This window comes from Enterococcus sp. AAFC-DPL-5182, assembly GCF_058216605.1.
In genome coordinates this window covers 950,296-976,504 of the sequence record NZ_CM177101.1, presented here as the reverse complement: position 1 = coordinate 976,504, position 26,209 = coordinate 950,296, and the positions used below count along the sequence as shown (strand labels likewise).

25 protein-coding genes and 1 riboswitch are annotated in these 26,209 nt (G+C 36.2%); of the genes, 5 read left to right on the top strand and 20 right to left on the bottom strand.

Translation table 11 applies throughout. The features are described 5' to 3' along the window. Positions 1–30: 30 nt before the first annotated feature. From AC4BB7_RS04510 to AC4BB7_RS04475, 8 genes are all read right to left on the bottom strand, one after another. Positions 31–1,896: an FAD/NAD(P)-binding protein gene (locus tag AC4BB7_RS04510; protein WP_490484556.1), complete on the bottom strand. Its 1,866-nt coding sequence runs from the start codon at positions 1,894–1,896 to the stop codon at positions 31–33. A 33-nt stretch (positions 1,897–1,929) separates the two neighbouring features. After that, a complete protein-coding gene (locus tag AC4BB7_RS04505; protein ID WP_490484555.1) occupies positions 1,930–2,289 on the bottom strand; it encodes a DUF488 domain-containing protein in 360 nt (119 codons plus the stop codon). A gap of 136 nt (positions 2,290–2,425) precedes the next feature. Continuing rightward, the gene (locus tag AC4BB7_RS04500) at positions 2,426–2,824 is read right to left on the bottom strand and encodes a rhodanese-like domain-containing protein (protein WP_086312019.1); all 399 of its coding nucleotides are present in this window, start codon (positions 2,822–2,824) and stop codon (positions 2,426–2,428) included. Positions 2,825–2,839: 15 nt separating this feature from the next. Further along, the gene (locus tag AC4BB7_RS04495) at positions 2,840–3,811 is read right to left on the bottom strand and encodes an ROK family glucokinase (protein ID WP_086312018.1); all 972 of its coding nucleotides are present in this window, start codon (positions 3,809–3,811) and stop codon (positions 2,840–2,842) included. After that, entirely contained in the window at positions 3,812–4,030 is a 219-nt protein-coding gene (locus AC4BB7_RS04490) for a YqgQ family protein (RefSeq protein ID WP_010760500.1), read from the bottom strand. Between the two features lie 16 nt (positions 4,031–4,046). Further along, positions 4,047–4,757 carry a rhomboid family intramembrane serine protease gene (locus tag AC4BB7_RS04485; RefSeq protein ID WP_086312017.1) on the bottom strand — a complete coding sequence of 237 codons (711 nt, stop codon included), beginning with the start codon at positions 4,755–4,757 and terminating at the stop codon, positions 4,047–4,049. Positions 4,758–4,766: 9 nt separating this feature from the next. Continuing rightward, on the bottom strand, positions 4,767–5,306 hold the full coding sequence (locus AC4BB7_RS04480; RefSeq protein ID WP_490484554.1) for a 5-formyltetrahydrofolate cyclo-ligase: 540 nt from the start codon (positions 5,304–5,306) through the stop codon (positions 4,767–4,769). Between the two features lie 120 nt (positions 5,307–5,426). Then, complete coding sequence (locus AC4BB7_RS04475) at positions 5,427–6,359, bottom strand: alpha/beta fold hydrolase (RefSeq protein WP_086312015.1); 933 nt, start codon at positions 6,357–6,359, stop codon at positions 5,427–5,429. Between the two features lie 116 nt (positions 6,360–6,475). Here AC4BB7_RS04475 and AC4BB7_RS04470 point away from each other — a divergent pair, with 116 nt between their 5' ends. After that, positions 6,476–7,006, top strand: coding sequence for a shikimate kinase (locus AC4BB7_RS04470; protein WP_490484553.1), 531 nt, complete (start codon positions 6,476–6,478; stop codon positions 7,004–7,006). 44 nt (positions 7,007–7,050) lie between these two features. On the opposite strand, the gene AC4BB7_RS04465 is transcribed toward AC4BB7_RS04470, so the two are convergent. From AC4BB7_RS04465 to AC4BB7_RS04435, 7 genes are all read right to left on the bottom strand, one after another. Then, the gene (locus AC4BB7_RS04465; protein ID WP_490484552.1) at positions 7,051–8,784 is read right to left on the bottom strand and encodes a Na/Pi cotransporter family protein; all 1,734 of its coding nucleotides are present in this window, start codon (positions 8,782–8,784) and stop codon (positions 7,051–7,053) included. Between the two features lie 243 nt (positions 8,785–9,027). Then, positions 9,028–9,747 carry an MIP/aquaporin family protein gene (locus AC4BB7_RS04460; RefSeq protein ID WP_490484551.1) on the bottom strand — a complete coding sequence of 240 codons (720 nt, stop codon included), beginning with the start codon at positions 9,745–9,747 and terminating at the stop codon, positions 9,028–9,030. A gap of 1 nt (position 9,748) precedes the next feature. After that, positions 9,749–11,584, bottom strand: a complete 1,836-nt coding sequence (gene glpO, locus AC4BB7_RS04455; RefSeq protein WP_490484550.1) for a type 1 glycerol-3-phosphate oxidase — start codon at positions 11,582–11,584, stop codon at positions 9,749–9,751. A 17-nt stretch (positions 11,585–11,601) separates the two neighbouring features. Next, a complete protein-coding gene (glpK, locus tag AC4BB7_RS04450; protein ID WP_086312004.1) occupies positions 11,602–13,110 on the bottom strand; it encodes a glycerol kinase GlpK in 1,509 nt (502 codons plus the stop codon). A gap of 287 nt (positions 13,111–13,397) precedes the next feature. Then, entirely contained in the window at positions 13,398–14,870 is a 1,473-nt protein-coding gene (locus AC4BB7_RS04445) for a helix-turn-helix domain-containing protein (protein WP_490484549.1), read from the bottom strand. After that, positions 14,860–16,194: an FAD-dependent oxidoreductase gene (locus AC4BB7_RS04440; protein WP_490484548.1), complete on the bottom strand. Its 1,335-nt coding sequence runs from the start codon at positions 16,192–16,194 to the stop codon at positions 14,860–14,862. Before AC4BB7_RS04440 ends, AC4BB7_RS04445 begins: the two co-directional genes overlap by 11 nt. A 156-nt stretch (positions 16,195–16,350) precedes the next feature. Then, positions 16,351–17,265, bottom strand: coding sequence for an LCP family protein (locus AC4BB7_RS04435; protein ID WP_086312001.1), 915 nt, complete (start codon positions 17,263–17,265; stop codon positions 16,351–16,353). Between the two features lie 131 nt (positions 17,266–17,396). Beyond that, positions 17,397–17,565, bottom strand: a riboswitch (M-box (ykoK) riboswitch). A gap of 267 nt (positions 17,566–17,832) precedes the next feature. Between AC4BB7_RS04435 and AC4BB7_RS04430 the strand changes: the two genes are divergently transcribed. Next, positions 17,833–18,330 carry a hypothetical protein gene (locus AC4BB7_RS04430; RefSeq protein WP_490484547.1) on the top strand — a complete coding sequence of 166 codons (498 nt, stop codon included), beginning with the start codon at positions 17,833–17,835 and terminating at the stop codon, positions 18,328–18,330. A gap of 79 nt (positions 18,331–18,409) precedes the next feature. Here the strand turns inward: AC4BB7_RS04430 and AC4BB7_RS04425 are convergent, their stop codons facing one another. Next, entirely contained in the window at positions 18,410–18,802 is a 393-nt protein-coding gene (locus AC4BB7_RS04425; RefSeq protein ID WP_490484546.1) for a DUF4809 family protein, read from the bottom strand. Positions 18,803–19,063: 261 nt separating this feature from the next. Here AC4BB7_RS04425 and AC4BB7_RS04420 point away from each other — a divergent pair, with 261 nt between their 5' ends. Beyond that, the gene (locus tag AC4BB7_RS04420) at positions 19,064–19,894 is read left to right on the top strand and encodes a YusW family protein (protein ID WP_086311998.1); all 831 of its coding nucleotides are present in this window, start codon (positions 19,064–19,066) and stop codon (positions 19,892–19,894) included. A gap of 68 nt (positions 19,895–19,962) precedes the next feature. Here AC4BB7_RS04420 and AC4BB7_RS04415 read toward each other — a convergent pair whose 3' ends face one another. The 3 genes from AC4BB7_RS04415 to AC4BB7_RS04405 form a co-directional block, all read right to left on the bottom strand. Continuing rightward, a complete protein-coding gene (locus AC4BB7_RS04415) occupies positions 19,963–21,012 on the bottom strand; it encodes a WxLIP family cell surface protein (RefSeq protein ID WP_490484545.1) in 1,050 nt (349 codons plus the stop codon). 85 nt (positions 21,013–21,097) lie between these two features. Next, positions 21,098–21,700: a WxL domain-containing protein gene (locus tag AC4BB7_RS04410; RefSeq protein ID WP_086311996.1), complete on the bottom strand. Its 603-nt coding sequence runs from the start codon at positions 21,698–21,700 to the stop codon at positions 21,098–21,100. Between the two features lie 35 nt (positions 21,701–21,735). Beyond that, positions 21,736–23,934, bottom strand: coding sequence for an adhesive domain-containing protein (locus AC4BB7_RS04405; protein WP_490484544.1), 2,199 nt, complete (start codon positions 23,932–23,934; stop codon positions 21,736–21,738). 578 nt (positions 23,935–24,512) lie between these two features. Between AC4BB7_RS04405 and AC4BB7_RS04400 the strand changes: the two genes are divergently transcribed. Beyond that, positions 24,513–25,052 (top strand): DUF924 family protein, encoded by a 540-nt coding sequence (locus AC4BB7_RS04400; protein ID WP_490484543.1) that lies wholly within the window; start codon positions 24,513–24,515, stop codon positions 25,050–25,052. Between the two features lie 111 nt (positions 25,053–25,163). Here the strand turns inward: AC4BB7_RS04400 and AC4BB7_RS04395 are convergent, their stop codons facing one another. Further along, the gene (locus AC4BB7_RS04395) at positions 25,164–25,589 is read right to left on the bottom strand and encodes a hypothetical protein (RefSeq protein ID WP_490484542.1); all 426 of its coding nucleotides are present in this window, start codon (positions 25,587–25,589) and stop codon (positions 25,164–25,166) included. A 397-nt stretch (positions 25,590–25,986) separates the two neighbouring features. Between AC4BB7_RS04395 and AC4BB7_RS04390 the strand changes: the two genes are divergently transcribed. Continuing rightward, entirely contained in the window at positions 25,987–26,202 is a 216-nt protein-coding gene (locus AC4BB7_RS04390; RefSeq protein ID WP_490484541.1) for a hypothetical protein, read from the top strand. Positions 26,203–26,209 lie beyond the last annotated feature (7 nt).

Genomic DNA, 26,209 nt, shown 5'->3' with positions numbered 1-26,209 from the left:
TCAACTAAAAAAACAAAAGAAAACAACTGTTTACATATCGTTGTTTTCTTTTGTTTTTATTTTGCCTTCAAAAATGTTTCTCGCAATCAAATCTGCTTCCCTTAAATTCCAAGGATCCGTTCCTGGTCTAGAAGTAGTTGCGGTTAGCCAATGAACACCTTCTGTTGGAATTCCATAACAAAATAATCCAGTGATCACTTTTCCTGCTTTTGATTGTATTTGATTTGTTTTTGCATCTACTAAAAGTGCACCCGTATAATAAACATCACCTGATCCTAATTTCACCTGATGTAAACTTGCCGTTTGATCTCTTAAAAGCTGCTGAACTAGTGGATTCAAACTAAATTGGTTAGCTATTTTGGGCAATCTAGCCTCTATCAAAAAATGCGTTTTGAATTTTTGTAATGGGTATTTTTTTGAAAACCCGACGAACCAATCTGCTTCTGTTGTTATCTGCATTTTTGGTCCCAGCAGTGTCACCACTCCAGCATTGATCAGTGCCTTAAGTTCAGCAGTTCTTTCAACAGGAGGACCAATAGATAAGAATGCATTTAATGGCGTAAACCAATCCCACAGCCATGTTTTATACTCATCATTTGAAAACAGTTCATGATCTTGCATAAAACGAACTTCATCCCGCAAATCTTTCAAACTATCCAAAGCAGCCGCAAAAGGTCCAGCTATCGTCCCTTTTTTTGCTTCCTTAAAATCCCAATTCAAATAATCAATAATGAATTTCTGAAAAGAATCTTCATCTCCTACATTTTGATCTGGACATTGAATAGCAGACCAATCCCAAAACTCTTTTTTATGAATTCCATATTTTTCAAGGATCGTATCTGCGCCTCTTGTACGAATAAACTCTTCATTAAAACGTGGCTGATTCACATTCGGATATTTAGCAACGATCAATGCCGAATAATAAGCAAATTCTACTTCTTTTTTTAAAAGCTCAAAAAACTGCTCTGCAGAAAAATTCCCTTTTCGCTTAAATTTATTCAAACTTTTTTCTTTTAGAAAACGTGGCTGATATTCTTCCCCGTAGCCTTTTTGGTTAACACCTCTAGCATGGTATGGAATACCCCGACTTGACCCCGCAATAATTTTAGGTTCTTTACCAGAAGGAAAATAAATCAATTCTCCCTCTTTTTCTCGGAACTCTCCACCACGATCACTTGTCAGCAAGGTGAGATAATCATAAAAAACTAAACCCAACCCTCTAATCAAAACAGGCGTGTTCTCGGTTATTGCTTCAAGGTATGCATCCGCTGCATTTTTAGGTGAAGAATAAAATAATCGATGATCACTTGCAAAAGCAGCCAGCTCTTTCTCGTTTCCAATCAATTCATTTTCTTGATGGCCTAGTGCTAAAATAACCGTGTCTACTGTTGTTTCTACCGCTTTTGTATACACTAAAAATTTATCCTCTTGCATTTTCACAGCCCGAACGGTGTCTTTAAAAAATTTTACTGAGGTCTGCTCTGTCATCCTCGTTTGAACATATTCATAAAACCACTTTTGATATAATCCATAAAAAACGCGTGAGCAGTGGTCGTTTGGCCCTAAGTTTTCACACTCTTCAAGTAAGATAGTTCTATTTTCAAAATTATGTTTTTTGATAAACTCAGTCGCCTCACTTTGAGCCCATTCATATAGATTCGGACCTTTAGCAACGGGACCTTTTGTACTCAATGTTTCATCTGTAAATAACGTGACATGCGAGGCAACTGAATTCATCAATAAGGATAGTGGTTGATCTTCTCGCCACACCTTTCCCCCTGGACCATACGGATCAAACATTGTAATCTGAATCACCTGTTCTTCTCTTGACCATTCAACTATTCTCTCAAAAATCGAAAGTCCTCGAGGTCCGCCACCAACAATCGCTATTTTCATACTTTTCCTCCTTTCGTTTTATTCTCTTTTCATTCATTGATTTATTTTTTCTAACATTTCCTGAAGGACAACTGCATTATTATGTACTTCATCTTTTGCCCCATAAACTAAGGTAACTATGGGGTGTTTGTTTATAATTTGAATAAGTCTTTGGCATGCGTCATTCGCTTCACCAGCATTTAATTCAATTAGATATTTTTCTTTAAATTGGGAAAATTTATCGGGTTCATGGTTGAACCATTTTCTAAGATCATTGCTAGGTGCAATTTCTTTTAACCACAAATTCAAGTGTTCTTTTTCTTTTGACACACCTCTAGGCCATAAACGATCAACTAGTACTCGGTAACCATCTGTGTCTTCAGCTTCTTTGTATGCTCTTTTGATTCGGATCATGCTGATCACCTCTTCTTTATTTTATCCTAATTAATAAAAAAAGAAACGATTTACGATTTTGATCTCGAAGAAAAAGCACAGAGAAGTAAACGTTGTCCAGTTTTGAACACTCGTTTATCTCTCTGTACTTTATTGATTAAGCATTTTTCTTTTTTGTTTTACCAGTCCAGCCTTCATAGCCGCCTTTTAAAATATATAAATCTTTGTAGCCATTTTTACGTAATTGATTCGCCGTACGAATACTTAATGATTTTTTTTGATCATAAATGTAAACAGGTTGATCTTTACGAATTGAATTCATCGTTGTTTTGATGGTTGTGTAAGGCATGTTTCGTGCACCAAGAATATGACCTGCATCAAATGAGTCTTTTTCACGGACATCAATGATTTGGGCTTTTCTCATACCTTCTTTAAATTCTTCTTCTGTGATTGTTTTGGCAGAGCGTTTTGCCATGATTCTAAGATATAATTCGTTGATCCCCATTGCTAGTAAAATTGTTAATAAAATTCCATTGATAATCCATAAAACGTTCATTCCAAAATCCCTTTCTTACTCTTTCTCCATAAATTGTAATGCAAGTGAAGCAGCACCGATAACGCCTGCTTCATTCCCTAATTGGGCAAGTTTAACTTGCGTGCTATTACGAACTTCCGGGAAAGTAAATTCTTCAAAATATGTTTGAACACGGCTACGTAAAAATTCACCTGCCGCAGAAACGCCACCGCCAATGACCACACTAGATGGATTCAAGGTATTCCCTACATTACCGATTGCAAGACCTAAGAAATAACATACACGATCGACCACCATCAAGGCAAATGGATCATCAGCCTGCGCATACTCAAAGACGTCTTTACTTGAAACATCTTGACCGTCATCAATAGCTTGTTTTAACTGAGAATCACCCGCATATTCTTCCGACATATGACGAGCAACCCGAACTACCCCTGTAGCACTAGAGACAGTTTCTAGACAGCCACGTTTACCACATGTACATTCAAACCCACCAGGATCAACTGTTACATGTCCAATTTCACCAGCACAGCCATTAACACCATGTAATAAATTGCCTTCAGCTATAATACCGCCGCCAACACCTGTCCCAAGTGTGATGAACACAACATCTGGATTGTTTTCGCCAGCACCTTTCCAGCGTTCACCTAACGCCGCTACGTTGGCATCATTATCTAAAACAAAAGGAATTCCTGTTGCTTCTTCGATTTGTGCTTTTACATTTTGCTTTTTCGTCCAGTTAAGATTATAAGCACCAACTACTGTGCCTTTTTTAATATCGACACTCCCAGGTGTGCCCATGCCGATCCCAATAAAATCATCATGCTTCATCTCATAAAGAGAAATTCGGTGATTGATTGATTCGATGATATCCGGCACGATATGACTGCCTTCATCTAGAATATTGGTTTCAATACTCCATTTTTGCTGAACATCTCCATCTGTTGTTAAAATCGCAAACTTAATCGTTGTTCCGCCTAAATCAATCCCAATCAATTTCTTATCCATTTACTCGGTTCCTTTCTCAGTCGCTCTGCTTTCTTCAATTCGATGTTCTCGTTGCAAAACACTTCTCGCATGGAGATACGTGTCTCTATCAATCAAGTGACCTTCATAAATATTTTTCAATTCAATCATCATCAACTCGATATCATAAATTCTAGCACCTACATAAATATAAATGCCGAATTGTTTAAATAACTGCTGTACATCGTATAGCGTTTCCATTAAATGCACTTCCTTATTATACAAGTAAACCGAATTTTTTAAAACCCAAGACTAGACAAACACCTAACAAAAATACGAAAATGATTCCGGAAATGATTCGTTCATGGATATTGAACTCATCAGAACGATCTGGTACAGCTAAAGCAGACGCAACTAAAAGCCCGCCAATCAAGCCTCCGATATGGCCCATGATGTCCACAGAACTACTAAATAAGTTAAAAATCAAGTTGATTCCAATAAAGGTCGCATAGCGCTGAACCATAAATGAAATCGCAGGATTATTTCTAAAATGACGACCAAGAATAATGAACGCACCAAATAATCCAAACAAAGATGTGCTAGCACCCGCTGAAATACTATTTGGTGAACCAAAGGTAAAACTAATAATATTTCCAGCCACACCACTCAATAAATAAATCAAGAGATAGCGCCAATGACCATAAATACTTTCTACTTGAGAGCCCACATAATAAAGTGTCACCATATTTACAACAAAATGCAGCCAACCGATATGTAAAAACATCGGAGTAAAAAAGCGCCAATATTCATGTAAATAAAGAATTTCACCTCGCGACATCGCTCCCCAGTTGACCAAAACCTGACCATTTTCAGATCCACCTGTCAGTTCCATCCCTAAAAAAACAATCGTAGTGATTCCTAGTAACATATAGGTTACTAGTGGTTGTTTCAATATTCTTTTAATTTTCATCTGTGTTTGATAATTCATGTGTTCCTCCTAGCTGATAAATAATCGTTTTACAGGCAAGTCAAACATTTCTGCCTGCCAATCTTCTTGAATCTGTTCACTGAATACCAAACTGCATGTTTCCCCCTGATAGTGCTTTAGGAAACGATCATAAAAACCTCCCCCAAACCCAATTCGAAAGCCGTCATGTGTAAAAATGATCCCTGGTACCACGACTAAATCGATTATTTCATTAGAGACAACAGATACATCTTGCGGCTCTTCCACACCAAATGCTGTTTTTTCAAAAACAGTTTCAGGCGTTACAGTATGAAATGTCAGCGTTCGATTTTTACCAGTGATTGGCATCAACATCTGCTTTCCTTCTTGCCAACCTCTATGAAGTATAATATGCGTATCAAATTCAAAAGCAAGTGGTTTAGTGATTGCGATCGTTTTCGCATTTTTCCAACATGGATCGTTAAATAGCGTCTGACTAATTTTGTGTTCTTTTTGCTCTTTTAATTCTGGATGTTCTTGAAGCCATTTCAAGTTTGCCAAACCGAGTTTCCTTAGTCGCGTTTTTTCCACAATCAACCCTCCCTGATCAGAAAAATCCTCCACAAAAAATTACTTTACTTTTTCACTTTTTTATCTTTTTAACCTTACTTTGTAGTGTATATAAAAACCCATTAAATAGCAAACAGATTTCTAGTCTTTTACGTCAAGATCTAGTCTTTTTTGCAACCAATTACTAATCGCTTTATAGACCTCATCTTTTTCTTCTTCCAGTAAAATTTCATGACGTAAATCAGTAAACAAAACAAGAGACACATCTTTGATTCCAGCCTCATCAAGTTCTTTTGCAACTTTTCTAGGACCTTTACCAAAATCCCCTACTGGATCTTGTTCCCCACTGATTACTAAAATCGGTAAATCTTGGTCGATATTTTGTGCCCAGCCATTCCGATTTGCTCCATCAACTAATCGAAATAACGTATAAAAACCGTTATTGGTGAATGTAAAACCTGTTAACGGATCTTCTTCATAACGTCTTACATTTTCTTGATTTTTACTTAACCAATTAAAGCTTCCAGCTTCTGGAAATTGCTTGCTAAAAGAGCCAAAAGCCATATGATCCAGCCATTTATTTTGTTTTTCTGGAACAGTTAGATTCAAGCCTTTCGTTAGAGAAAGGGCTACTGATAACATCGAAGCATTTTTACCTGTTCCCATAAAAATAGCACCGCTGATGTCAGATTTATATAGTTGTAAATAATTGCGCAAAGCAAATGAGCCCATACTATGACCCAACATAAAATGAGGCAAGTCTGAATAAGTATGTTCGATCCACTCTTTGACCTGATGAATATCTTCCAGGACAAAAGTTACTGGCTCTCCTTGTGCGAAGTATCCATGCTTTGGTTGATCGCTTGCTACAGATTCACCATGCCCTAAATGGTCATGCCCAACCACAATAAAACCTAAATTATTTAAATATTTAGCAAAATCATGATAACGCTCAATATATTCTGCCATTCCATGGATGATTTGAACCGTTCCGATTGCCTCTTTATCAGGTTCCCAACAGATAAAATGACTTGTAGTTGTTTGATCGGATGACAAAAAAGTATTATGTTTCATATTCTTCCCTCTTCTCAATTGATAGTATTTATTATAAAGTATTCTTAGTAAATGAAATAGTCTAATGTGCATTTTCTTTTAAGATTATTTCTTATTTAAGCGGAGGAAGAATAAAGATGAAAATTCAACTCATTGGCGCCTCTGGTACTGGAAAAAGTACCTTGGGAAATTATATTGCTGAAAAAAAGCAGATCAAGTGGATCGATACGGATGACTATCTTTGGAAAGATGAGAATTTTTCTGAGACTTATCCAATCCAGCAGCGCTTAAAAATGTACCATGATGATCGTGAAACATTCGAGCACTTTATCGTTTCAGGCTCAGTATTTTCTTGGAATCCTACTGGTTTTACGGATCGAGATCTTTTAGTTTTTCTCATGTTAGATGACGAGCAACGATTCCAGCGTTTAATAAAAAGAGAAATAGTTAGAGGCGGTATTGACTCACTCTGGTTAGATGAACAAGGACACCAAACCAATGACTTTTTAGAGTGGTGCAAAACGTATTATACCGCTCAAACGCCTTCTGATATTGGGACATTTGCTGAGCATAATTATCAAATCGCCCATTCCAAAAGCCCCGTTTTAAAACTCGATAGTAATCAATCTTTGGACACTTTGTATCAAGCGATCCTGCACAACTTATAAAAGAACCCTTTATGACTCTTAAAACAAGTCACAAAGGGTTCTTTTTATTCCTGCGGTTGAAGAGTAATTACTGGATTTATTGACTGATCTACTGTAATTTCTTCTGTTCCATAACGTTCACCTAAAACATACTTAGCCATATGGATGGTACGATCACTCATTCGCTCTAGGTTGGATGCTATATCAATAAATAGCACTCCATCAGCCGCTCGACCTTTACCACTATTCATGATGGAAATATATTTTTTGCGAAGCATTTTGACCATTTGATCGATCTGTTCTTCCCGACTCAGCATATGGGCAGCCATTTCTTTGTCATCATTTTCAAAAACAACTAAAGAATCACGAATATTTTTCAAAACTTTCTCAAATAAATCGACCACATCTTCATCATACAAAATCAGTGTATCACGTTCAGAAACTTTACCAGCTTTTTTCTCTTTGGCTTTTTGTTTCTTTTCAAGATGGATTGCTTCATTGAGATTTTGAATAATATTCCGGCAATGATCGCCGATTCGTTCTAAATCCTTTGTTAACTCCAACATCATCGTTTGCTCATGACTTTCGGAAATCGTTAATTCTGTTGCCGAAAGTTGTACCAAGTATTCAGTCAAGCGATTATCCGTATCATTGATCGCAGTCTCATACTGGCTTGCATTTTCCTTGTCGATACTGTCTTGTTTCTCATAATAAGATTTTGTTGCTTCAAAGGCACCTAAAACATATTCACCCATTTGTAATAGTTCGATTTTAGCTTGATTCAATGCTAAGGTAGCCGAATTTTGAATAATTGATTCATTTAGATTTGATGGTTTAAAATCAATACTTTTATCTTTACCAGGAATAATTTTCCTGACAAGCCACTCGATTTTGTCGATAAACCAAAACTGGATCAACAAATTAGAAATATTGAATAAACCATGAGCAACCGCGATCTGCATTGCAGGTTTTAAATCCAACAAGCTAGAAATACGTACCACAACCGCTGTAAATGGCGTCAGTAACGTCGTAAAAATAATTGCTCCAACTAGATTAAAGATTACATGAGAAGCCGCAGTCCGCTTCGCAGCGACACTGACGCCTAACGCTGCGATCACAGCAGTGATTGTTGTACCGATATTGTCGCCAAACAAAATTGGCAGTACTGCACCAATTGCTAAGCTCCCTTGGCTATACAATTGCTGTAAGATCCCGATCGTCGCACTAGAACTTTGCAAGACCATTGTAAGCAAGGTTCCGATCCCCACACCTAGAATAGGATGATGAGAAACATCTACCATTAAATCTGCAAATTGAGGCAAGGTACTTAACGGTGCCATCCCTTCTCCCATCAACTTTAGTCCATAAAATAAGCAACCAAAACCAAACAAAATTTGCCCTACATTATTGACTCGCTCTCTTTTAGAGAAAAACAGTAAAATCGATCCCACTCCAATGATCGGTAACGAATATGAGCTTAAATTAAACCCAATAATAAATGCAGTTACTGTCGTGCCGACATTCGCCCCCATGATTACCCCGATCGCTTGACGTAAAGACATGAACCCAACACTAACCAACCCCACTGTCAAAACCGTCGTCCCAGAACTACTTTGAATAATTGCTGTCACGATCAATCCAGCTAATACGGACCTTAATGGTGTAGATGTAAAAGTGTTCAAAATTTCCCGTAACGAATCCCCTGCAGATTTCTGCAGACCATCCCCCATATACTTCATACCGAATAGAAAAATCCCTAATCCTCCGAGAAAAGGAAATAATATTTCTTGATAGGACACACTTGTTCCTCCTTTATTTTAAAAGCTGAAGAGGCTTGTTCTGCCTTGTCTGAAAAATAGGAAAAATCGACTGGATGCTTTTTATCACATCAACTCCATTTAAGAGTACAGAAAAACACCCCTCTTGTAAATAAAATATCTGTTTTTTTCATAAGAAAATTAGTTAGCCCTTGATCAACTCATCATAAAAACAAAAAAAGCGCTGAAAGTAATCACTTCCAACGCCTGAACTTACGATAAAAATCAAACCATCAACATATAAACACCGGAAGCAATAGCCGCACCGATCACAGGTCCAACGATAGGAACCCATGAATAGCTCCAATCAGAATCCCCTTTTGTTGAAATCGGTAATAATTGATGAGCTAAACGAGGACCAAAATCACGTGCTGGATTGATTGCATACCCTGTAGGTCCACCTAAAGACAAACCAATCGATAAAATCAATGCCCCAACAACTAATGGATTTAAACCATCTGTAAAACTGTGTTGTGAGAATGAAAGTAATCCTAAAACTAAAACGAAGGTACCAATTACTTCTGTAACCATGTTCGCTGGATAATTACGAATAGCAGGACCTGTAGCAAAGGTTCCTAAAATCGCTCCTTGATCTTCTGTTGCTTGCCAGTGAGGTAAATAAGCTAACCACACTAAAACTGCCCCAACAATTGCTCCAAGAACTTGCGCTACAACAAACGGTACAACTAAACTCCATTCAAAACTTCCCGTCATCGCCATTGCGATCGTCACCGCTGGATTTAAGTGAGCAGGCCCCATATAGCCTGCAACATAAACGGCAATCGTCACTGCCATCGCCCAACCAAAAGCAATTACGATCCAACCAGACGCTTCGGCTTTACTTTTCTTTAAATTAACTGCAGCACATACGCCATCACCTAAAAGAATCAAAATCATCGTGCCTAAAAACTCACTGAAAATCTGTGTCATATTTGAAGTATCCATTTTACTTCGTCCCTTCTTTCAATGTACTCAAGTCAGATTCTGCAATTAATTGATTTAGCTCATTGGTATAGTGTTCTTTTTGCTCTTTAGACCAATTATAATAATGACTCATTTCAGAAATCACACCTTCTTTGACTTCATCCAGCGTATCTCTCATAAAGAGCAAATGATTTGTTCTACGTACAAGATAATCCGCAGGTGTCAGTGCCATTTCATTTTCTAATGCATAGTGCAATGCTAAGGTTTCAGCTAAGCTTAAACCTGTTACCACTTCCGTTGTCGAAATTTTTTCAAAAAGTTCTGTTACATTTGAACCATAAAGATGAGCAAGATACTCTGCTTCTTCTTGGCTCAAACCTTTTTCCATTCCTAATACGGCCAGATCATTTAACTCATTTTCCACGTTTGCTGCATCAAGATTTCCTCCTGAAACAGGATACGTTTTAGAATCGATCAACTCAAACATGCAATTAAATTCTTCTTTCAAAATACGTTGAATTTCCTTCAACGCACCCTCTGCCATCTTGCGATAATCTGTGATTTTCCCACCTGATAATGTCAATAATCCATCATCTGAGCGTTCTAGCAAACTACCGCGGGAAACAGCTGAAGGATTTTCCTTGCTTTCAGCCAATGAATCTTCTAAGTTATTCAACACATTTTCGACATCAAAACGTGTCGCTTGCTGATTTTTATATTTCTCAACAATAGTGATAACTTGATCGAAACTTTCATCAGAAACTTTGCCATTATTGCCGCCATTATAATCAGAACCGCCATTTTCTGAAATCAATGGTCTAAGACCAGCCCAACTGGCTTCAATATCATTGATCGTTACGTTTGCTTTAGGATAATGGCTATTGACGATTTCCAGTAAATAATCAACATCTTCTTGGGTAACAGTTGGATGTTCATAATCGCCTGTATAATCTGTATCCGTTGTGCCAAAATAGGTTTTCTTCTCTCTTGGAACCACGAAAACCATTCGACCATCATGCTTTCCAGTATCAAAATAAGTTGGTTGAGGTACGTATAGTTTGCTACTGTCCACAACAAGATGAACCCCTTTTGTCGGACGCATTTGCGGCACTAAGTTTTCTTTCGTATCCAATCCTCGAACTTTATCTGACCAAGGTCCTGTCGTATTGATTATTACTTTCGCTTTGATGTCAAGCTGCTCACCTGTTAGGATATCTTCTGCTTTTACACCAATGATTTTGCCCTGATCATTTTGAATGAATCCAACGGCTTTGACTTTACTGACCATCAGTCCGCCATCAGATGCGGCACGTTTGATATTTTCAATCACCAGACGAGCGTCGTTATTTCTAAAATCAAGATAAACACCGCCCCCTTGCAGACCTTCACTTTTTAACTGAGGCTCTCTTTCCAGTACTTCTTCTTTTGTCAACGTATAATTTTCATATTTAGTTCCGATCACATTTGCTAAACGATCATAAAGATCCATCGCCACTTTGACCGAAAACATATTAAACGTTGCTTTTGGTTCATCATAAATCGGTAAAAGCATTGGGTCTGGCTTTGGAATATGAGGCGCAATTGCTTGAACAACTGCGCGCTCTTGGACTGTATCTGCAACAACTTCTACATCAAAATTTTTCAAATAGCGTATTCCACCGTGAACTAGTTTAGTGGAACGAGAGGAAGTTCCTTCTGCAAAATCCTGCATTTCGATCAAACCAGTTTTCATACCAGCAGCACTTGCTTGTAAGGCAACACCAGCTCCTGTAATACCGCCGCCAATGATCAATAAATCTAATTCTTCAGACTTCATCTTTTCAATAGATGCTTGTCTTGTTTTAATTGAAAATGACATACCACTCACTTCTTCCTTTATTTTGATTTATGTTTGAACATTTGTGTGGCTGCGACTGCTTGTTGCCACCCTTCATATAAATCATCCCGTTCTTCATCAGGCATTTTAGCTTCAAACACTTGTCCATCTTCATAAAATTCTTTTAACTCATCTAAGTCTTTCCAAAAACCAACTGCTAAGCCGGCTAAAAATGCTGCACCCAATGCAGTTGTTTCTAGATTTTGAGCTCTTTGAACGGATGTATTTAAAATGTCTGCTTGAAATTGCATAAGCAAATCGTTATTAGCCGCTCCGCCATCTACTTTCAAGATTGGGATAGCGATTCCTGTATCCTTTTGCATCGTATCAATGATATCTCTTACTTGATAAGCAACCGCTTGCAAAGTAGCTTTTACAAAATCTTCTCTCGTCGTTCCTCTTGTTAAACCAAAAACAGCTCCCCGTGCATCTGAATCCCAATAAGGTGCGCCAAGTCCTGTAAAAGCAGGTACGACATATACTTCATTTTTATTATGTGATTCTTTTGCTACAGCCTCAGATTCAGCAGCAGTTTGAATCATCTTCAAGCCATCACGCAACCACTGAACGGCAGAACCTGCTACAAAAATACTTCCTTCTAAAGCATAATACACTTTGCCATTGATCCCATAACCGATTGTTGTTAATAAATTATTATCAGAAAGCTGAGGTTTTTCACCTGTATTCATCACGATAAAGGAGCCTGTACCATACGTATTTTTTACCATGCCAGGTTCAAAAGCCATTTGTCCAAACAACGCTGCTTGTTGGTCTCCTGCCATACCTGAAATAGGAATTTCACTGCCATAGAAATGATAATTTTTCGTCAATCCATACACTTCTGAATTCGATGTCGCTTTCGGCAGCATTACGCGTGGAATATTCAGAATATCTAAAATATCTTGATCCCAATCTAGATCATGAATATTGAATAACATCGTACGACTTGCATTGGAATAATCTGTTACATGAGTTTCTCCGCCAGTCAATTTCCAAACCAACCAAGTATCGATCGTGCCAAATAATAGCTCGCCTTTTTCAGCTCTTTCTTGTGCCCCTTCTACATTATCTAAAATCCAGCGAACCTTCGTTGCTGAAAAATAAGCATCTACGATCAATCCCGTTTTTTCATGGATCATGTCACCATGTCCGTCTTCTTTTAATTGATCTGCAATCGGTGAAGACTGACGCGATTGCCAAACGATTGCATTATAAATCGGTAATCCTGTTAATTTGTCCCAAACAACCGTTGTTTCACGTTGGTTGGTAATACCGATTCCGGCGATATCAGAAGGTTTGACACCTGACTCGATCAAAGCACCTGCGATAACTGACTGAACGGAATTCCAAATTTCATTTGCGTTATGTTCTACCCAACCAGCTTTAGGAAAAATTTGCGTAAATTCTTTTTGAGAACTGCCAATGTTATTCCCTTTTTTATCAAAAATAATTGCTCTTGAACTTGTTGTTCCTTGGTCGATCGCCATGATATACTTTTGTTCTGTCATTGTTGATTCCTCCTAATGTTTAAAATCCGAAGTGTTAGCCCATTTCATTAGATCAAATAAAAACATAATAGACACAAACTCTCTCTTTTTCCTCAGAAACTAGCTACAATTTGAAAACGCTTTATATTTCATGTATTTATAATATACGCAAATGCTTTTATAAAAACGTCATCTTTTTTTTTATTTCAAAAATAAATGAAAGTTTTTCTGAATAAGCCCATCCTACTAATGAAAAAGCCAAAAATAAAATAGCGAACTATCTTTGTTTTCGGCTTTTTCCCCTTAACTCATCTTTTATTGTGCAGTTCTCGAATCTTCATTCTGATTTGATTGATATCATAAGACGATCCCAGTTCTGAAAGCACATAAACTTCTTTAGCAGAACGGTAGTAACTGGGCTGCATGATATTTGTGATCATCAGATCGTAGGTCATTTTCGAATCGTAAGGCTCAATGGTCAGACCATTTAAATTTTTCAAGCTCAAGACCAATACCTGAGTCATTACTTCTTTATACAAATGATCCATCTTCAAATCAATTCCGATTCGAGTTTCACCGACAATTTCAAAATCAATGATTGCAAGAACACTAAGATACTTAACAAGCGACCATTCATGTAAACTATTGCCTTTTTCATAACGTTCTCCAAAACATTCCAAACTCCTGTCTAAAAGGGTATGAGAAAACTCCGCCAATTGATGACTGGACAAATTCTGTTCCTTTTGCCAAATATTTTCCCGATCAAACAGCTCTAGCTCTCCTTTGAAAAAGTAAAGCCGACTATGAATCTGAGAGAAATAATAAAAAATCTTCTTCTCAAGGTTCGGGAAAAATTTTTGTGGACGATAATACAAAATCACATGCTCTAAGACAAACGTATCCGCTAGTGATGTTGGTGTACGTCTTCCTCGAATCAAACTATAATCAGCAAAATCAGATTCCGCCAAAACCGACATACTTGTTAAAAAGATAAAATGCAGTAAGCTTTCTTCTTCATCGATTTCAAGAGGATATCGACTAAAGAACCGTAAAACAAAAGAACGAACTGTTTTAAAAAAAGGATCTTGTTCATATACTTGACTTTTGCTGTATAATTCTTTAAATGTTTTTGGCTGTACTACGATTCTTTTCTTACTGATCGTCAACCACAAACTGATTTTTAATTTACTATGCTCTTCAAAAGTAAGAGTCAACGCTTTTTCTAGTGCTTCAATGATCCTCAGATTTTGAACGGTCAATGTTTTTTCCTGATGAACTTCATAAGGTGTCAAAAACCAATAAATTTGAAAATAAAAATAACGAATCTGCAACTCTTCCCCTTTTAATTGACCATTGCGGATTTTAAGATCGAATTCTTTGAGTAACAAATTTAACTCTTTGATTTTTCTGAATAAAGAAGACTCGCTGATCATAAATTTAGTCGTCAACTGAGCAATCGTAAATTCACGATAATGAAATAAATAATCAATCAACTGAAACTTGATCGATGCTCGAACATAATCTTCTATAACCTTACTAATAGAAAACTGATCTGACATATGGATCGCCACCCATTGCCCGTCATAAAACAGTGAGCAGTCTTTTTCGTATGGTTTCAAATAATAGCCTAGCTCTTTTAAATCACTTTCAAAAGAAGCTTTTGACACTCCTGAATAATCCAATAACTCAGTATCCTTGATCCGGCCACCAGCTAAGATCACCTTCTTTAAAATCCCAATTTCTCTTGCTTCTTTTTTGTCTAATAAGGCTTCAATCTTCATCCGCTTCACTCCACAAACCTTCAAAACCTAGCTGGTTCGTGATATCTATCACGTTGGAATAATAAGGATGATATAAAAAATCTTTTTGATAAAAAGTTTCTAAGGTTTGCCCCGTTTGGATTCCAAGTGCCAATGTATTGATTTTCTCCAAGATATCCGCTTTTGAAACCAATTGCGCCCCTAATAGTTTATGACTTTCTTTTTCATAAATAATTTTACCGAAAATTGTTTCACTACCAGAAAATAAAGAGCTTTTTTGCTGAACATGAGCAACCGAAATAGGCTGGTCATGAAATAATCCTTCTGCTTCCGTCAATCCTGTACTCGCTATATAATAGTCCACAAGTTTTGTCCCGATCGTTCGAATTGAGCCGACAAATGGCGTAGTTGCTTCTACAAGGTTTTGAGCAACAACTAGTCCCGTTCTTACGGCATTGTTCACTAATGGGATGTAAATTGATTCATTAGATAAACTGTAAGGCACTTGAATACAATCACCGATCGCAAAAATATCTGCTTGGGACGTTTGCAAATACTCATTCACAAAAACGGTCTGATCCGTGTGTGTTCTGATGTGTTCATCTAAATAAGCTAAGTCAGGGCGAACATTCATCGCAAAAATGGCACTATCACATATTAATTCAGACTTTTTTGTTTCGATCAAAAGACCTTCGTCCGTATCCATGACTTTTTCTACGGTTTCATCAAAATGAAACACAACACCACGAGCAACCATTTCAGCTTGTACTGGTCGAATCATTTCTTCATCGAAATACTTAAAGAGCAAATAATCCATTCGCTCAAACAGATGTACTTCTTTGCCTTTTTTTAGCAACGTATCTGCTGCTTCTCCGCCAATTTGACCACCGCCGATCAGTGCTACTTTATTACTATTTTCTAAGTGGTTGATCGCATCCAACACCCCTGGTAAAAATTTATATTTTAAAACTTTTTCTGAATCACTACCGAGAATTTTCTGCGACCACTGACTTGAACCTGTTGCTAAAATCAATTTATCAAATGACATAAAAAAGTCTTCATCCTGTTTTTCATATTTGATGATATGCTGTTTTGAGTCCATGCCAACTACTTTTGCACTCATCAGCAAAGTAATCTCGTTGTCGATCAATTGTTGTTCCGAAATAAACTGAGCCGTTTCGATCGGATCGATCCTCTCATTAAAATAAAGATTGATACCTCCCGATAAGTAGCCGATGGTTTGTTGTTTCTCGATTAAATGGATTTCAGCTGTGGGATATTTTTTTCTGATCGCTAAAGCAGCTGATACTCCAGCAAATGAAGCACCGATGATTACGACTTTCACAGTAAAACCTTCTTTCTAAGTAAACCGTTTTCCTAAAGAATAGCATACCCCTGCTCTTAACGCATAGAAATAAGCTGATATATTTCATATCAAAAAAAATCTGTCTGCTCAGTATAAAAAGAGCAGACAGATCACGTTCACTTGTATGATTCCATTTTACTTATCTTTCATAAAATCTTGAATTGCTTGAGCATTTTTTTGTTCATCAAGTTCGATCACGCTTCCTGATTCCGTATAATCATTAAAATTCCATGATCCTTCTACTGGAACTGAAAGTGATTTTAAGGGCTTCACTTTTCCAGAAAGAAAATCCTTCGCCAAATCGATCAATAAACTTGTTGGTACATTTGTATCGATTTTGCCGACCATTTTCCCAGCAACTTGAGGAAGTTCCCAGACTGGAATCAAATCTTTAGATTGCTCAACTAGCGCATCCATCACTTGCTGCTGGCGTCTGATTCGACCAAAATCGCCTTCTTCATCCATTCTAAAACGAGCATACTGCAATAAACTATTCCCATGCAAGGTTTGCTTTCCTTTCAGAATATCCACACCATCTAAGTTAATATCTTTTTCAGCATCGATCGTTACCCCTTTTGGATAAAGTTCATCAATGATGTCACTAAATTCTTTAAAGTCCATGACAACATAATAATTGATCGGTAAATCAAAGTTGGTTTTCAAGACATCTTTTGTCATTTGTGCGCCGCCATATGCATAGGCTGCATTTATTTTATCTTGCCCGCCATCAGGGAACGTTACATAGCTATCCCTCATGATTGAAATCAATTTAGGCTGTTTGGTTTTCCCATCATAGTGAGCGACCATCAACGTATCTGAGCGTCCTTGGTCTTCATCATCATCTCTAGAATCATTCCCAACGACCATGACCGTTAGCTCTTTGTCACTCGTTTGTTCATCACCCGTAAAATTTTGGTTCTTATTAGGAAGTTTTGATTCACTCTCCTCTTTGGCTGTTTGGAAGGAAATCGCCGCATAACAGCCTGCGCTTACAATCACCAGCAGAATTGATAACAGGGTAATAATCATTATTTTTACAGATTTTTTCATTGTTTATTCCTTTCTACAGCTCTATTCATTTCTTGGATAAAAGAAAAATCCCCGCACCAAGAAAACTCAGCGAAGGGATTAGATTACAAAGTTTAAATACATGACATTCGCCACTTACTTATAACTTACCATGATCTTCTCTTCGTTGAGTTTTAGCACTATATAACGTAAAAAGCATTGCTTTTAGCTACTTTGGAAAACGCCTTAATTCGACGAATTCTGTCCTACCCGTGCCTGTCTTTCGACATTTCTGAGCAGTAGCCTATGTTTATATAGGAGCCTCACCTAACAAGTATTTAATTCATTTTAAACTATAAGCGTATCGTATCACAAAGTCAAATTAAATTTTATATAAGAGACTCACTTTTACAACTATGTTATTTAATTGAAAGTACATTACATCTAAAGCTACATTAGATACCCAACATAATAAACAAATATTCCAAACTAAAAAATCTTTACATTTTCTTAAATAATAGCTATTTTCTATCAAATCGTAACTTTCCATAGACAGACAAGGGTTTATCTGTTTCAATGTTTAAAGAACCTAACATTGGGAGGATAAATATGGAAAATTTTTTAGAGAAACAACAAGAATTCTTTTTCAGCTTTTTAACAGATAGTATCGATAATTTTCTATTAGATCATTCTGATGATACCTTTTATGTATTTGCTTTAGACTGCACTATTTATGAAGAAGGTGAAATCAACCTTTACTTTAATACCGTAGACCTTTGGCAAGAAACAACCGATTATTATACAAGTAAAGGTCATACTTCATCACAGTTAGAAGAAATGAAATATAATGCTCGTGACTGGGATGAAAATCAACGTTTTGCCACTCTTCATCTATTTGACGATTGGGTGGAAGACGAACAAGATATCGAAACAGTTCTTGACTGGCTTTGTAAGCAAATAGTGCTCTTAACGGATAGTGAATCATTCGAGCGTATTCCTAAAACAGAAGATTTCAAGGTATTGGTTTACGATCATGGTGAAAATCCATCTGACTCACAAGAAAGATTTGAAAAAATCGGAATGTCTGAACTTTTTCAAATAGAATAATAAAAAAGCCTAACTTTTGGGTCTCACAACAGATTGCAAAAGCAGGCTTTTCTATTTTCTTGAAGTTTGTCTTCACCAGCTAAAAAGAAAATGCTAACTCTTCCAAATTAAAAAGTGTTACCAGAATTTCATTTACTTTCTCTGCTAATTTTTTCTCATCTCTGATCTGATCATTTGTTTCGATCTTTGTTGCCTCATTTGAATAAGTCAGAAAATCATATTCTTCTTTAAGTGTGATTTGATAATCAGCTTTTTTATATAATGTATAATCATCAATCTCATCCATTTGATATTCGCGTTTGTAACCATTTTTTAACACAATCGCATTTAGCAACGTGTTGACCGTCAAAGCTTCTAAGAGAACTGTTTCTTCATCTAATTTCAATGTATAATTTTCATCTTCAATAATGCCGCAAGCATTACAGCCTCCATCTAATAAGTTGACCGTTCTAGTGATTATCGCTTTTTTCATCTGTACAACTCCTTCCTTCTATTTCTAAACACATTATATCAAAATCAAAACGCTAATGAGACACTATTTTTCCTAAAAAAAATCATTACACACAAATAAGGCTTTTTTTAAATAAAATAAATAGTAAATGACGATAATAACAAATATATTTTAAACATTATGAGAAATTACTCATATATATTTACTTTATATTTACTTTAGATAATAATATAGACAAGCTACTGTTCATAAAACAGTAGCAAAAAAGAGGAGGTATTTTTTATGAAATTTTTTAAAGGTATGATGGTTGCAGGTTTAGCAATCAGTTTATGTTCTGCTAGTTTAGCAACAGTATCAAGCTCAGCAGATGCTGCAACAGTGGTGGAGTCAAATTACAATAAGACAGTTACTTTATTTAATAAAGCGGACATCTTAGCGTACACAGGTTTATCATTAACTAGTTCAAATGTATCATCTGTTTATAATGAATTAGTTAAAGCAAGTACATGGGAAGCTGCAGGTTATAGTTCATCACAAGCAGCTGTGATTGCAAGAGATTTTGGTAGAAACTATTACAAATCAGTAAACCTATTGCAAAAAATGACTTATCAAAATGATTTACATCTTAAAGTTATTTTAATCACTAAAGGCTATGTAAAAGCAGAATTTGGTTTACAATCATACTATGTTCCAGAAGCGCCAGTTACTCCAGAAAAACCTGAAGAACCTGAAGTTCCTGAAACTCCTGAAGTACCAGAAACGCCCGTTACTCCTGAAAAACCAGAAACACCTGCTGAACAATCTGATTTGAAAAAATTAGAAATTCAAATTAAGTATACTACTGGACAACAAATTCAATTACAATATCAAGTGAATTCTAACGGCACGATCAAAGCTCAATACCAAGATAAATCAAACAAAGTTCAACTACAAGGTAGTGCAGCTGAAGAAAAAATCGAAGGAATCATCGCTGGCTTAGACTTGAAAAATGGTAGTGAAAAAGAAATTACTTCACACATTTTAAACAAATTGGGTCGTGGTTCAAGCTACAAACAATTCCAATATCAAGCTCAATTTAACGACAATAAACAAGTTAAATTTAAACTTAAATAAGCAATAGAATAATCAATCATCAAAATTAAAAGACCTCTTTTCTATGTTGTAGAAAAGAGGTCTTTTAGTCACTTAATCTGTTTCTTTTTCCGCCACAAAATGTATGACTGAATCAATACTAGTAAAACCAATAAAATAATTAGTAAAATCAACCAAAACGGTACTTTACTTTCCACCTTAGGTCCCTTGTTTTCTTCATTGATCTGTTTTGCCTGTTCTCTTGTAATCTCAAACTCATTTTCAAATGTCCATTTTTTACCATCTTGCATAATCTGAGTATTACTGATATATTTTCCAGCTGCTAGTTGTCTTTTGATTGGTACAGGGAAATCCATTACAGAATCAGGTGCCATTTCTAGCCCCTCTTTTTCTAATTTGATCAGAGGAGCTTTATCTCCTTTTTTTTGGATAATAAATTTTAGATCCATTTTTTTTGAGATTGCTGCATTTTTATTCCGAATAGAATGGATCACAGATATTTTCTTACCTTGTTTTGATTTCGCTACCTTTACTGAATCCATTTCATAATCTGGTAAAATCGTGACATCCGTTTCATTCAGCACAACCCCAACAACATAATGAAATCTTTGTTGGATGGTCACATCTTCATTTTTTGTTTCACCCTCAGATAGATTTTTGGTAAAACGTAATCCACCCACTATAACACCATCATATTTCTCTTTTGGTATCTTCAAATGAAAGCGAGCAATTTTCGTTTCATACGGCTGTAAAGAAATAGTTGTTTCTAGTACTTTAACCAAAGATTCAAAAGGATATTTCAAGCTTTTATCTTTGACTCCTTTTACCGTATAATCGATCATCCCTTCTTCTGTTGTCGTAGCATTTATTGCGTTGATCGACACTGAGATCGGCGTATCTTCTGGATTCACTAGCTTGACTTGTAATTCTTGTTCCTCTTCCGGCTGCATTTTTAAATCAAAATAAGATTTATTGAAATCGATTTGATTCTGGGGAATCACAGCTTGTACATAAAAACTATTTGTTTCATTACTCTTTTCCTGCGCTAAAATGGTCTTCGCATTGAATAAACCAAATAAAAAAATAAGTCCGACTGAAAATAAGATCTTGATGCCCTTTAACCTATAGCAACTATACATATAAATCACACCCTTCAATTTAATCAAAAAAAGAGGGCGGAATATACTAATGCTCATTCCACTCTCTTTAAATCACTGTTTGATGTTATGGTGCATCGGCTAATGTCCAGTCGATTGTAGAAGTGTGTTTTCCAAGAGTTGCCATTGCGGCTGGTACATCAAGTGTTACACCTTTACTTTGGGCGTCCGGCCAAGTAAAAGACCATGTCCCTGCCCCAGCACCTGCTGCGGCAGTTGCAAATGGTGACGCAGTTGAAGCGCCACTTGTTAATTTGATTGTATTAACAGGTGTTGGTGCATCAGCATCACTATTCGTTTCAGCTTGGGTATTTTTAAAATTCAAACTAGCATTTGGCAATGAAGCTGCAGCAGAACTATTTTTAAATCCATTCAATTTCCCACTAAGTTTCCAACCAGCATTTGTCCCTCTGGCATCTGAAACAACAACATTGATTGCTTCTGGATTTGTCGGAATGTACGATGCATCATTCACTGAAATCGTTTGTGACGCATAACTGATCGTAGAAACTGCTTCTAAGGTTAAAGCACCTGGGGTAAAAGTGACATCCAAATCAGTTGACTTATTAATATCAGCAGCTGACGCAGATTGTCCTAAAAATAATGTACCAAAAACAACTGATAATAATAAAACTTTTGAACTAGTAGTAACGCATCTTGAACTCTTCATTTTATACACCCTCTCTTTATTGGTGAAGCTTATATTTATTTGGCACCGACAGAAACAATCGTTCTACCGCTTGAAGCTGTTTCAGTGCCAAGTGTTGCCGTTGTATTAAAAGTAATTGATGTGCCAGCTGTTAATTGGCGACTTGAAATATCTAACGTGAACGTACCGTCTGAATTAACAGGTGATTCTTCGTACACATTACCAGGAAATCTTACTCTAACTTTAAATTGAGTTCCTTCTGGAGGATTAACGATTTTTACAGACCCTTTAATCATTGTATCTCCAACAAAAATTGGCATTACAATGGGTGTTGAAACAACATATCCTTCTAATGAAGGAATCTTGCCAACCGCAAAAACTACGCTTTCACTATTTTTACCTATGAAGGACAGTGGATGTTCTGCAATCGTAACAAGTCGAAGTGGATTGCCCTCTTTTAGATTTTTATCAGCTATAGAAATGGAGTAAGTACCGTCTTTTTCAATCGCTACTTTTCGAGATGAACCATCTAGAAATTGAACTTGGATAAATAATTCAGTCCCTGTTGGAGCATTCTTTGTGTCAACGGAACCTGTGATAAACTTACTGGCCTCATTTACAGTTTTAAATTGTGGCTTTGGCACTTGGTAGCTTTTCAATGGGTCAAGGATCACTTGCTTGATTTCAGGCTCACTGATTTTTGTTCTTTTGCCATCACTTGCTTCTACCACTACTTTTAATTGGTCATTCCCTTGAGGCTGATACTTGCCAAAAGGAATCGTAAAGCTTCCATCTTCATTGATCAATCCAGTTAGACTGGTGTCACCAGGTAACACGACCTTCGCTATAAACGTCACACCATTTGGAACTGGTTGATTTAAATCAACCTTGCCTTTAAGACTTGGCATCCCTTCTAGAATATCTGCAGTTACTGGTTTTGCAACAACATAATGTATAAAGGGATCCGCTATTACTTGCTTGATTGTTGGTTCGCCATTTTTACTATATTTACCGACAGTTGCTTCGATCACAATTTTTAATTGATCATTCCCTTTAGGCTCATAATCACCAAACGGAATCACAAACGTCCCATCTTCATTGACCGTTTCAGATAATATAGTTCCATTTGGTAATTCTGCTTTCGCTTTAAACGTTATACCTTCTGGACTCGGTTTTGCTATAACTACACTTCCGCTAAGACTAGCCATTCCTTCTTTAACATCTTCAACATTAGGTTGTGCGATTGGATAGTCCACAAGTGGATCCTCTTCCACCTTATCGAAATAGAGATTGATTGCATCACCATTTGCATGAATCGTATTTAGTAATTCTAAATCGATCACTGGTTTATTAACCGCCATCGCAGTCACTTTTGCTTTCTCAGCTGTTACGTCTAAAACTTTAGTAGTGAAATTAAAATCAACATCTCCAAGAACATTAGCTTGTAGGGCTTGTGTTAAGACATCAGATGTTCCATTCGCTATTTTCCCTACAAGATCAAGTAAACTATTGACAACTGGTTTTAATAACTCAAGAACTGGATTCAAAATAGCTAAAAGGCCAGTAAATTTTAATCCAGCAACAGCTTCTTTCAATGGATCAAATAACTTTGCATACGTTGTACGAACATATTGTCCTAAACCATCTGTGAAATCGACCATCACATATTTTCCATCTGGTGATAACTGCCCTTCAACCGTCGCCTGATAGCTACCTAAATCTTGAAGAGAGTTCAGCCCTTCAAACGCTTTTTCCAAAGAATCCAGCTGTAAGCCTAAAGGCTTCGCGAGCCCCAAGAGTCTGGTTACAAGCCCGCCTACTTTTAAGACCAAATCTTTGACTACCGGAACATCACCTGGAACGATCGGTAGTAGTTTAGCATTGGCGTTGATCAAAATCGGTCCATTGATTTTTCCTCGTAATTCTTCTGGAATCGCAAAAACAATGACTTTCGGTGAAGCCAATCCAACATCAGCAACTGCAGTTCCTTTAAAAGAAAGATCTAAATTATATGTAGAATCAGCATTTTTTTCCAACTTAACACCATCATTGATGACTGTTCCATTGTTGGCAGATAATTGTGTTCCTTTTAAGATACTAACATCTGCTAAATCAGCGGGACTTGCCGCTTCCATAGCACTTACTTCATACTGAGTTTTGTCTCCAATGAAGGGGAGAGAACTTGGTATGATTGCCACCACCAACAAAATTGTAACCCCCACTAACGAAACTTTAGAACGGTAAAACCTTTTCATGATTGCCTCCTTGATTTAACGCATAAAGAGTTCTTAGTCTAGGAAAAAGAAATCCTATTGCGAGATGGGATAAAAGTGAATAGCTTATTCAACTTTTAAACAAATTTATCTATTTACTTCTAGGTTAACCTGCTAGACAAATCAGTAATACATGATTGCATTGTAAAGAATACTATCTATATAATTTTATTTCAACTATTACGATTGTATTCCTGCTTGATAAATGCTTTTAAATGACATGTTTTATTGATGTAAAGTGAGTGGAATCCAGATAAACGGTGGGAGCAGAAGCAATCCCTTTGGAAATAAAGTAAAATTCACAAAAATTTGAAGAGCAATTTTCGTGAATTCCTTCTTATTTCTCGGGATTAATCACTCCTGTCCCAACCTCTTTACAAACAATCCACTTAAACAAAAAAATATCCATAGTTCTAAAGATTGTAAACCAGTATTCAACTAGTAAAATAACCAATATTTACTAATCAAAAAATGTAGAAAATTTCCATTAAAAGCCTTTTTAATAACCTATGTGATATAATAATTCAAAAGAGAACACACTTGAAATTGGAGGCATCATTATGAACTATCAAAAAATACTTACATTTTGGTTCGATGAATGTGAACCTAGTCAGTGGTTTAAAAAAGATTTAGTCTTTGATCAATTGATCAAAGACAGATTTTCAGGTATTCATGGAAAAGTTTCTCAAGGTGAAAAAGCTTCTTGGCGAAAAACTATTACAGGACGTTTAGCTGAAATCATTGTATTAGATCAGTTTTCACGGAATTTATTCAGAGATGAACCTAACTCTTTCGCTTATGATGGCATGGCTTTAGTTTTGACTCAAGAAGCCATTGCGACAGGCGAATCAGCACAATTATCTACGCAGCAACGTGCATTTTTATATATGCCCTTGATGCATTCTGAATCCTTAGTGATTCATGAAGAAGCGATGAAGTATTTTGGCGAAGCTGGTATGGAGTCTTATCTTGAATTTGAAAAGAAACATCGTGACATTTTGATTCGCTTTGGACGATATCCACATCGAAATGAGATCCTAAATAGACAATCAACTAGTGAAGAGATTGCCTTTTTAAAAGAACCTAACTCTTCATTTTAATCAAAAATTTAGAGAAAACGGATTACATCACCCTCTCCATATAGATGTCCATGAAACAAAGTGAGAGATTGGGCCATGACTCAAAGAGTCAAGCCCAATCTCTCGTTTTCTTTATAATGTCCAATCAAAGTTGTAATGTTTTTTCAAGTTAAATTCCTGCTGACTTTGTTCAAGAATCCCCAAAAGCTGATCCTCAGGAAACTTGTCAACATCCAAGGTTTTCAAATTGATATAATAATAAAGTTCACTTTCTTCTTCAAGCAATAGGGCATATTCATCATTAAAGTCCAGACGATCAAAAAATCCTGAAACAACAATTTGTTCATCCTCACGTTCGATAATCAAACTATCCCTTTTGGCTGATGTTCTTGAAAGACTAACACTATTTGCAATATTAATAACATGTCCTGTACTTGTCGCCCCCTTTTCTATATTGTTTTTTGGAAATATTTCCTGATACGCTTCACTATACAAAAAGGCAATAATTATTCCAATAACCCCAACAAACATAATAATTCCTATCACTTTTTTTACCATATACTCACTCTCCTTTTTCTGTAAAAATATAGTCATACTCTCTAAATTTTAATCAAACTACAAAATTATGTAGTTTAATATTGAACGTTATTTTATTTAGACACATCAGCTAACCAGTAAAAATACCTCCATCTAACTCTATCAAATAGATTCTTACTATTTGATAATAACTCATCTTACATATAAAAATAAATACTTACTAAAACAATTTTGATTAATGAACCTCGACAATCCTACTTTTTCCTCTTGATCCTTTTCTCATAGACAATCTTGTTATTGTAATTGCTTAAAAAACGAACTGTACCAATTTAACTAAAAAAAGTGCTTGACTATACTATTGATAAAACATATTATTTAAAAGAAATTTAAATAATAAACATAGAAAAAAGTTTAAAAATTGAAAAATATATTTAAAAAGAAGCCTTTGTTGACAATTTTAGGTATTTTATTAATCGGCACATTTACTTTATTTAGTTTAAAATCTGTAGCGGATAAAGTTGTCTTATGGGGTGGTGAGGAAAACATTGAAAAAATCAATAACAACCTAGACCAATTAGATACAATGTTAACTTCAAAAGAAAAAAAAAATTACCGATTTAGAAGTCCAACTTAACCAAAGA

What these genes read in the sequence shown, in the direction of transcription:
- AC4BB7_RS04435 (WP_086312001.1), bottom strand. Translation starts at nt 17,265, where the DNA reads ATGAAAAAATCTGTAAAAATAATGATTATTACCCTGTTATCAATTCTG.
- AC4BB7_RS04475 (WP_086312015.1), bottom strand. Translation starts at nt 6,359, where the DNA reads ATGAAACATAATACTTTTTTGTCATCCGATCAAACAACTACAAGTCAT.
- AC4BB7_RS04460 (WP_490484551.1), bottom strand. Translation starts at nt 9,747, where the DNA reads ATGGATACTTCAAATATGACACAGATTTTCAGTGAGTTTTTAGGCACG.
- AC4BB7_RS04425 (WP_490484546.1), bottom strand. Translation starts at nt 18,802, where the DNA reads ATGAAAAAAGCGATAATCACTAGAACGGTCAACTTATTAGATGGAGGC.
- AC4BB7_RS04395 (WP_490484542.1), bottom strand. Translation starts at nt 25,589, where the DNA reads ATGGTAAAAAAAGTGATAGGAATTATTATGTTTGTTGGGGTTATTGGA.
- AC4BB7_RS04490 (WP_010760500.1), bottom strand. Translation starts at nt 4,030, where the DNA reads ATGGAAACGCTATACGATGTACAGCAGTTATTTAAACAATTCGGCATT.
- AC4BB7_RS04495 (WP_086312018.1), bottom strand. Translation starts at nt 3,811, where the DNA reads ATGGATAAGAAATTGATTGGGATTGATTTAGGCGGAACAACGATTAAG.
- AC4BB7_RS04485 (WP_086312017.1), bottom strand. Translation starts at nt 4,757, where the DNA reads ATGAATTATCAAACACAGATGAAAATTAAAAGAATATTGAAACAACCA.
- AC4BB7_RS04430 (WP_490484547.1), top strand. Translation starts at nt 17,833, where the DNA reads ATGGAAAATTTTTTAGAGAAACAACAAGAATTCTTTTTCAGCTTTTTA.
- AC4BB7_RS04410 (WP_086311996.1), bottom strand. Translation starts at nt 21,700, where the DNA reads ATGAAGAGTTCAAGATGCGTTACTACTAGTTCAAAAGTTTTATTATTA.
- glpO (WP_490484550.1), bottom strand. Translation starts at nt 11,584, where the DNA reads ATGTCATTTTCAATTAAAACAAGACAAGCATCTATTGAAAAGATGAAG.
- AC4BB7_RS04405 (WP_490484544.1), bottom strand. Translation starts at nt 23,934, where the DNA reads ATGAAAAGGTTTTACCGTTCTAAAGTTTCGTTAGTGGGGGTTACAATT.
- glpK (WP_086312004.1), bottom strand. Translation starts at nt 13,110, where the DNA reads ATGACAGAACAAAAGTATATCATGGCGATCGACCAAGGAACAACAAGT.
- AC4BB7_RS04445 (WP_490484549.1), bottom strand. Translation starts at nt 14,870, where the DNA reads ATGAAGATTGAAGCCTTATTAGACAAAAAAGAAGCAAGAGAAATTGGG.
- AC4BB7_RS04505 (WP_490484555.1), bottom strand. Translation starts at nt 2,289, where the DNA reads ATGATCCGAATCAAAAGAGCATACAAAGAAGCTGAAGACACAGATGGT.
- AC4BB7_RS04415 (WP_490484545.1), bottom strand. Translation starts at nt 21,012, where the DNA reads ATGTATAGTTGCTATAGGTTAAAGGGCATCAAGATCTTATTTTCAGTC.
- AC4BB7_RS04500 (WP_086312019.1), bottom strand. Translation starts at nt 2,824, where the DNA reads ATGAACGTTTTATGGATTATCAATGGAATTTTATTAACAATTTTACTA.
- AC4BB7_RS04420 (WP_086311998.1), top strand. Translation starts at nt 19,064, where the DNA reads ATGAAATTTTTTAAAGGTATGATGGTTGCAGGTTTAGCAATCAGTTTA.
- AC4BB7_RS04470 (WP_490484553.1), top strand. Translation starts at nt 6,476, where the DNA reads ATGAAAATTCAACTCATTGGCGCCTCTGGTACTGGAAAAAGTACCTTG.
- AC4BB7_RS04400 (WP_490484543.1), top strand. Translation starts at nt 24,513, where the DNA reads ATGAACTATCAAAAAATACTTACATTTTGGTTCGATGAATGTGAACCT.
- AC4BB7_RS04510 (WP_490484556.1), bottom strand. Translation starts at nt 1,896, where the DNA reads ATGAAAATAGCGATTGTTGGTGGCGGACCTCGAGGACTTTCGATTTTT.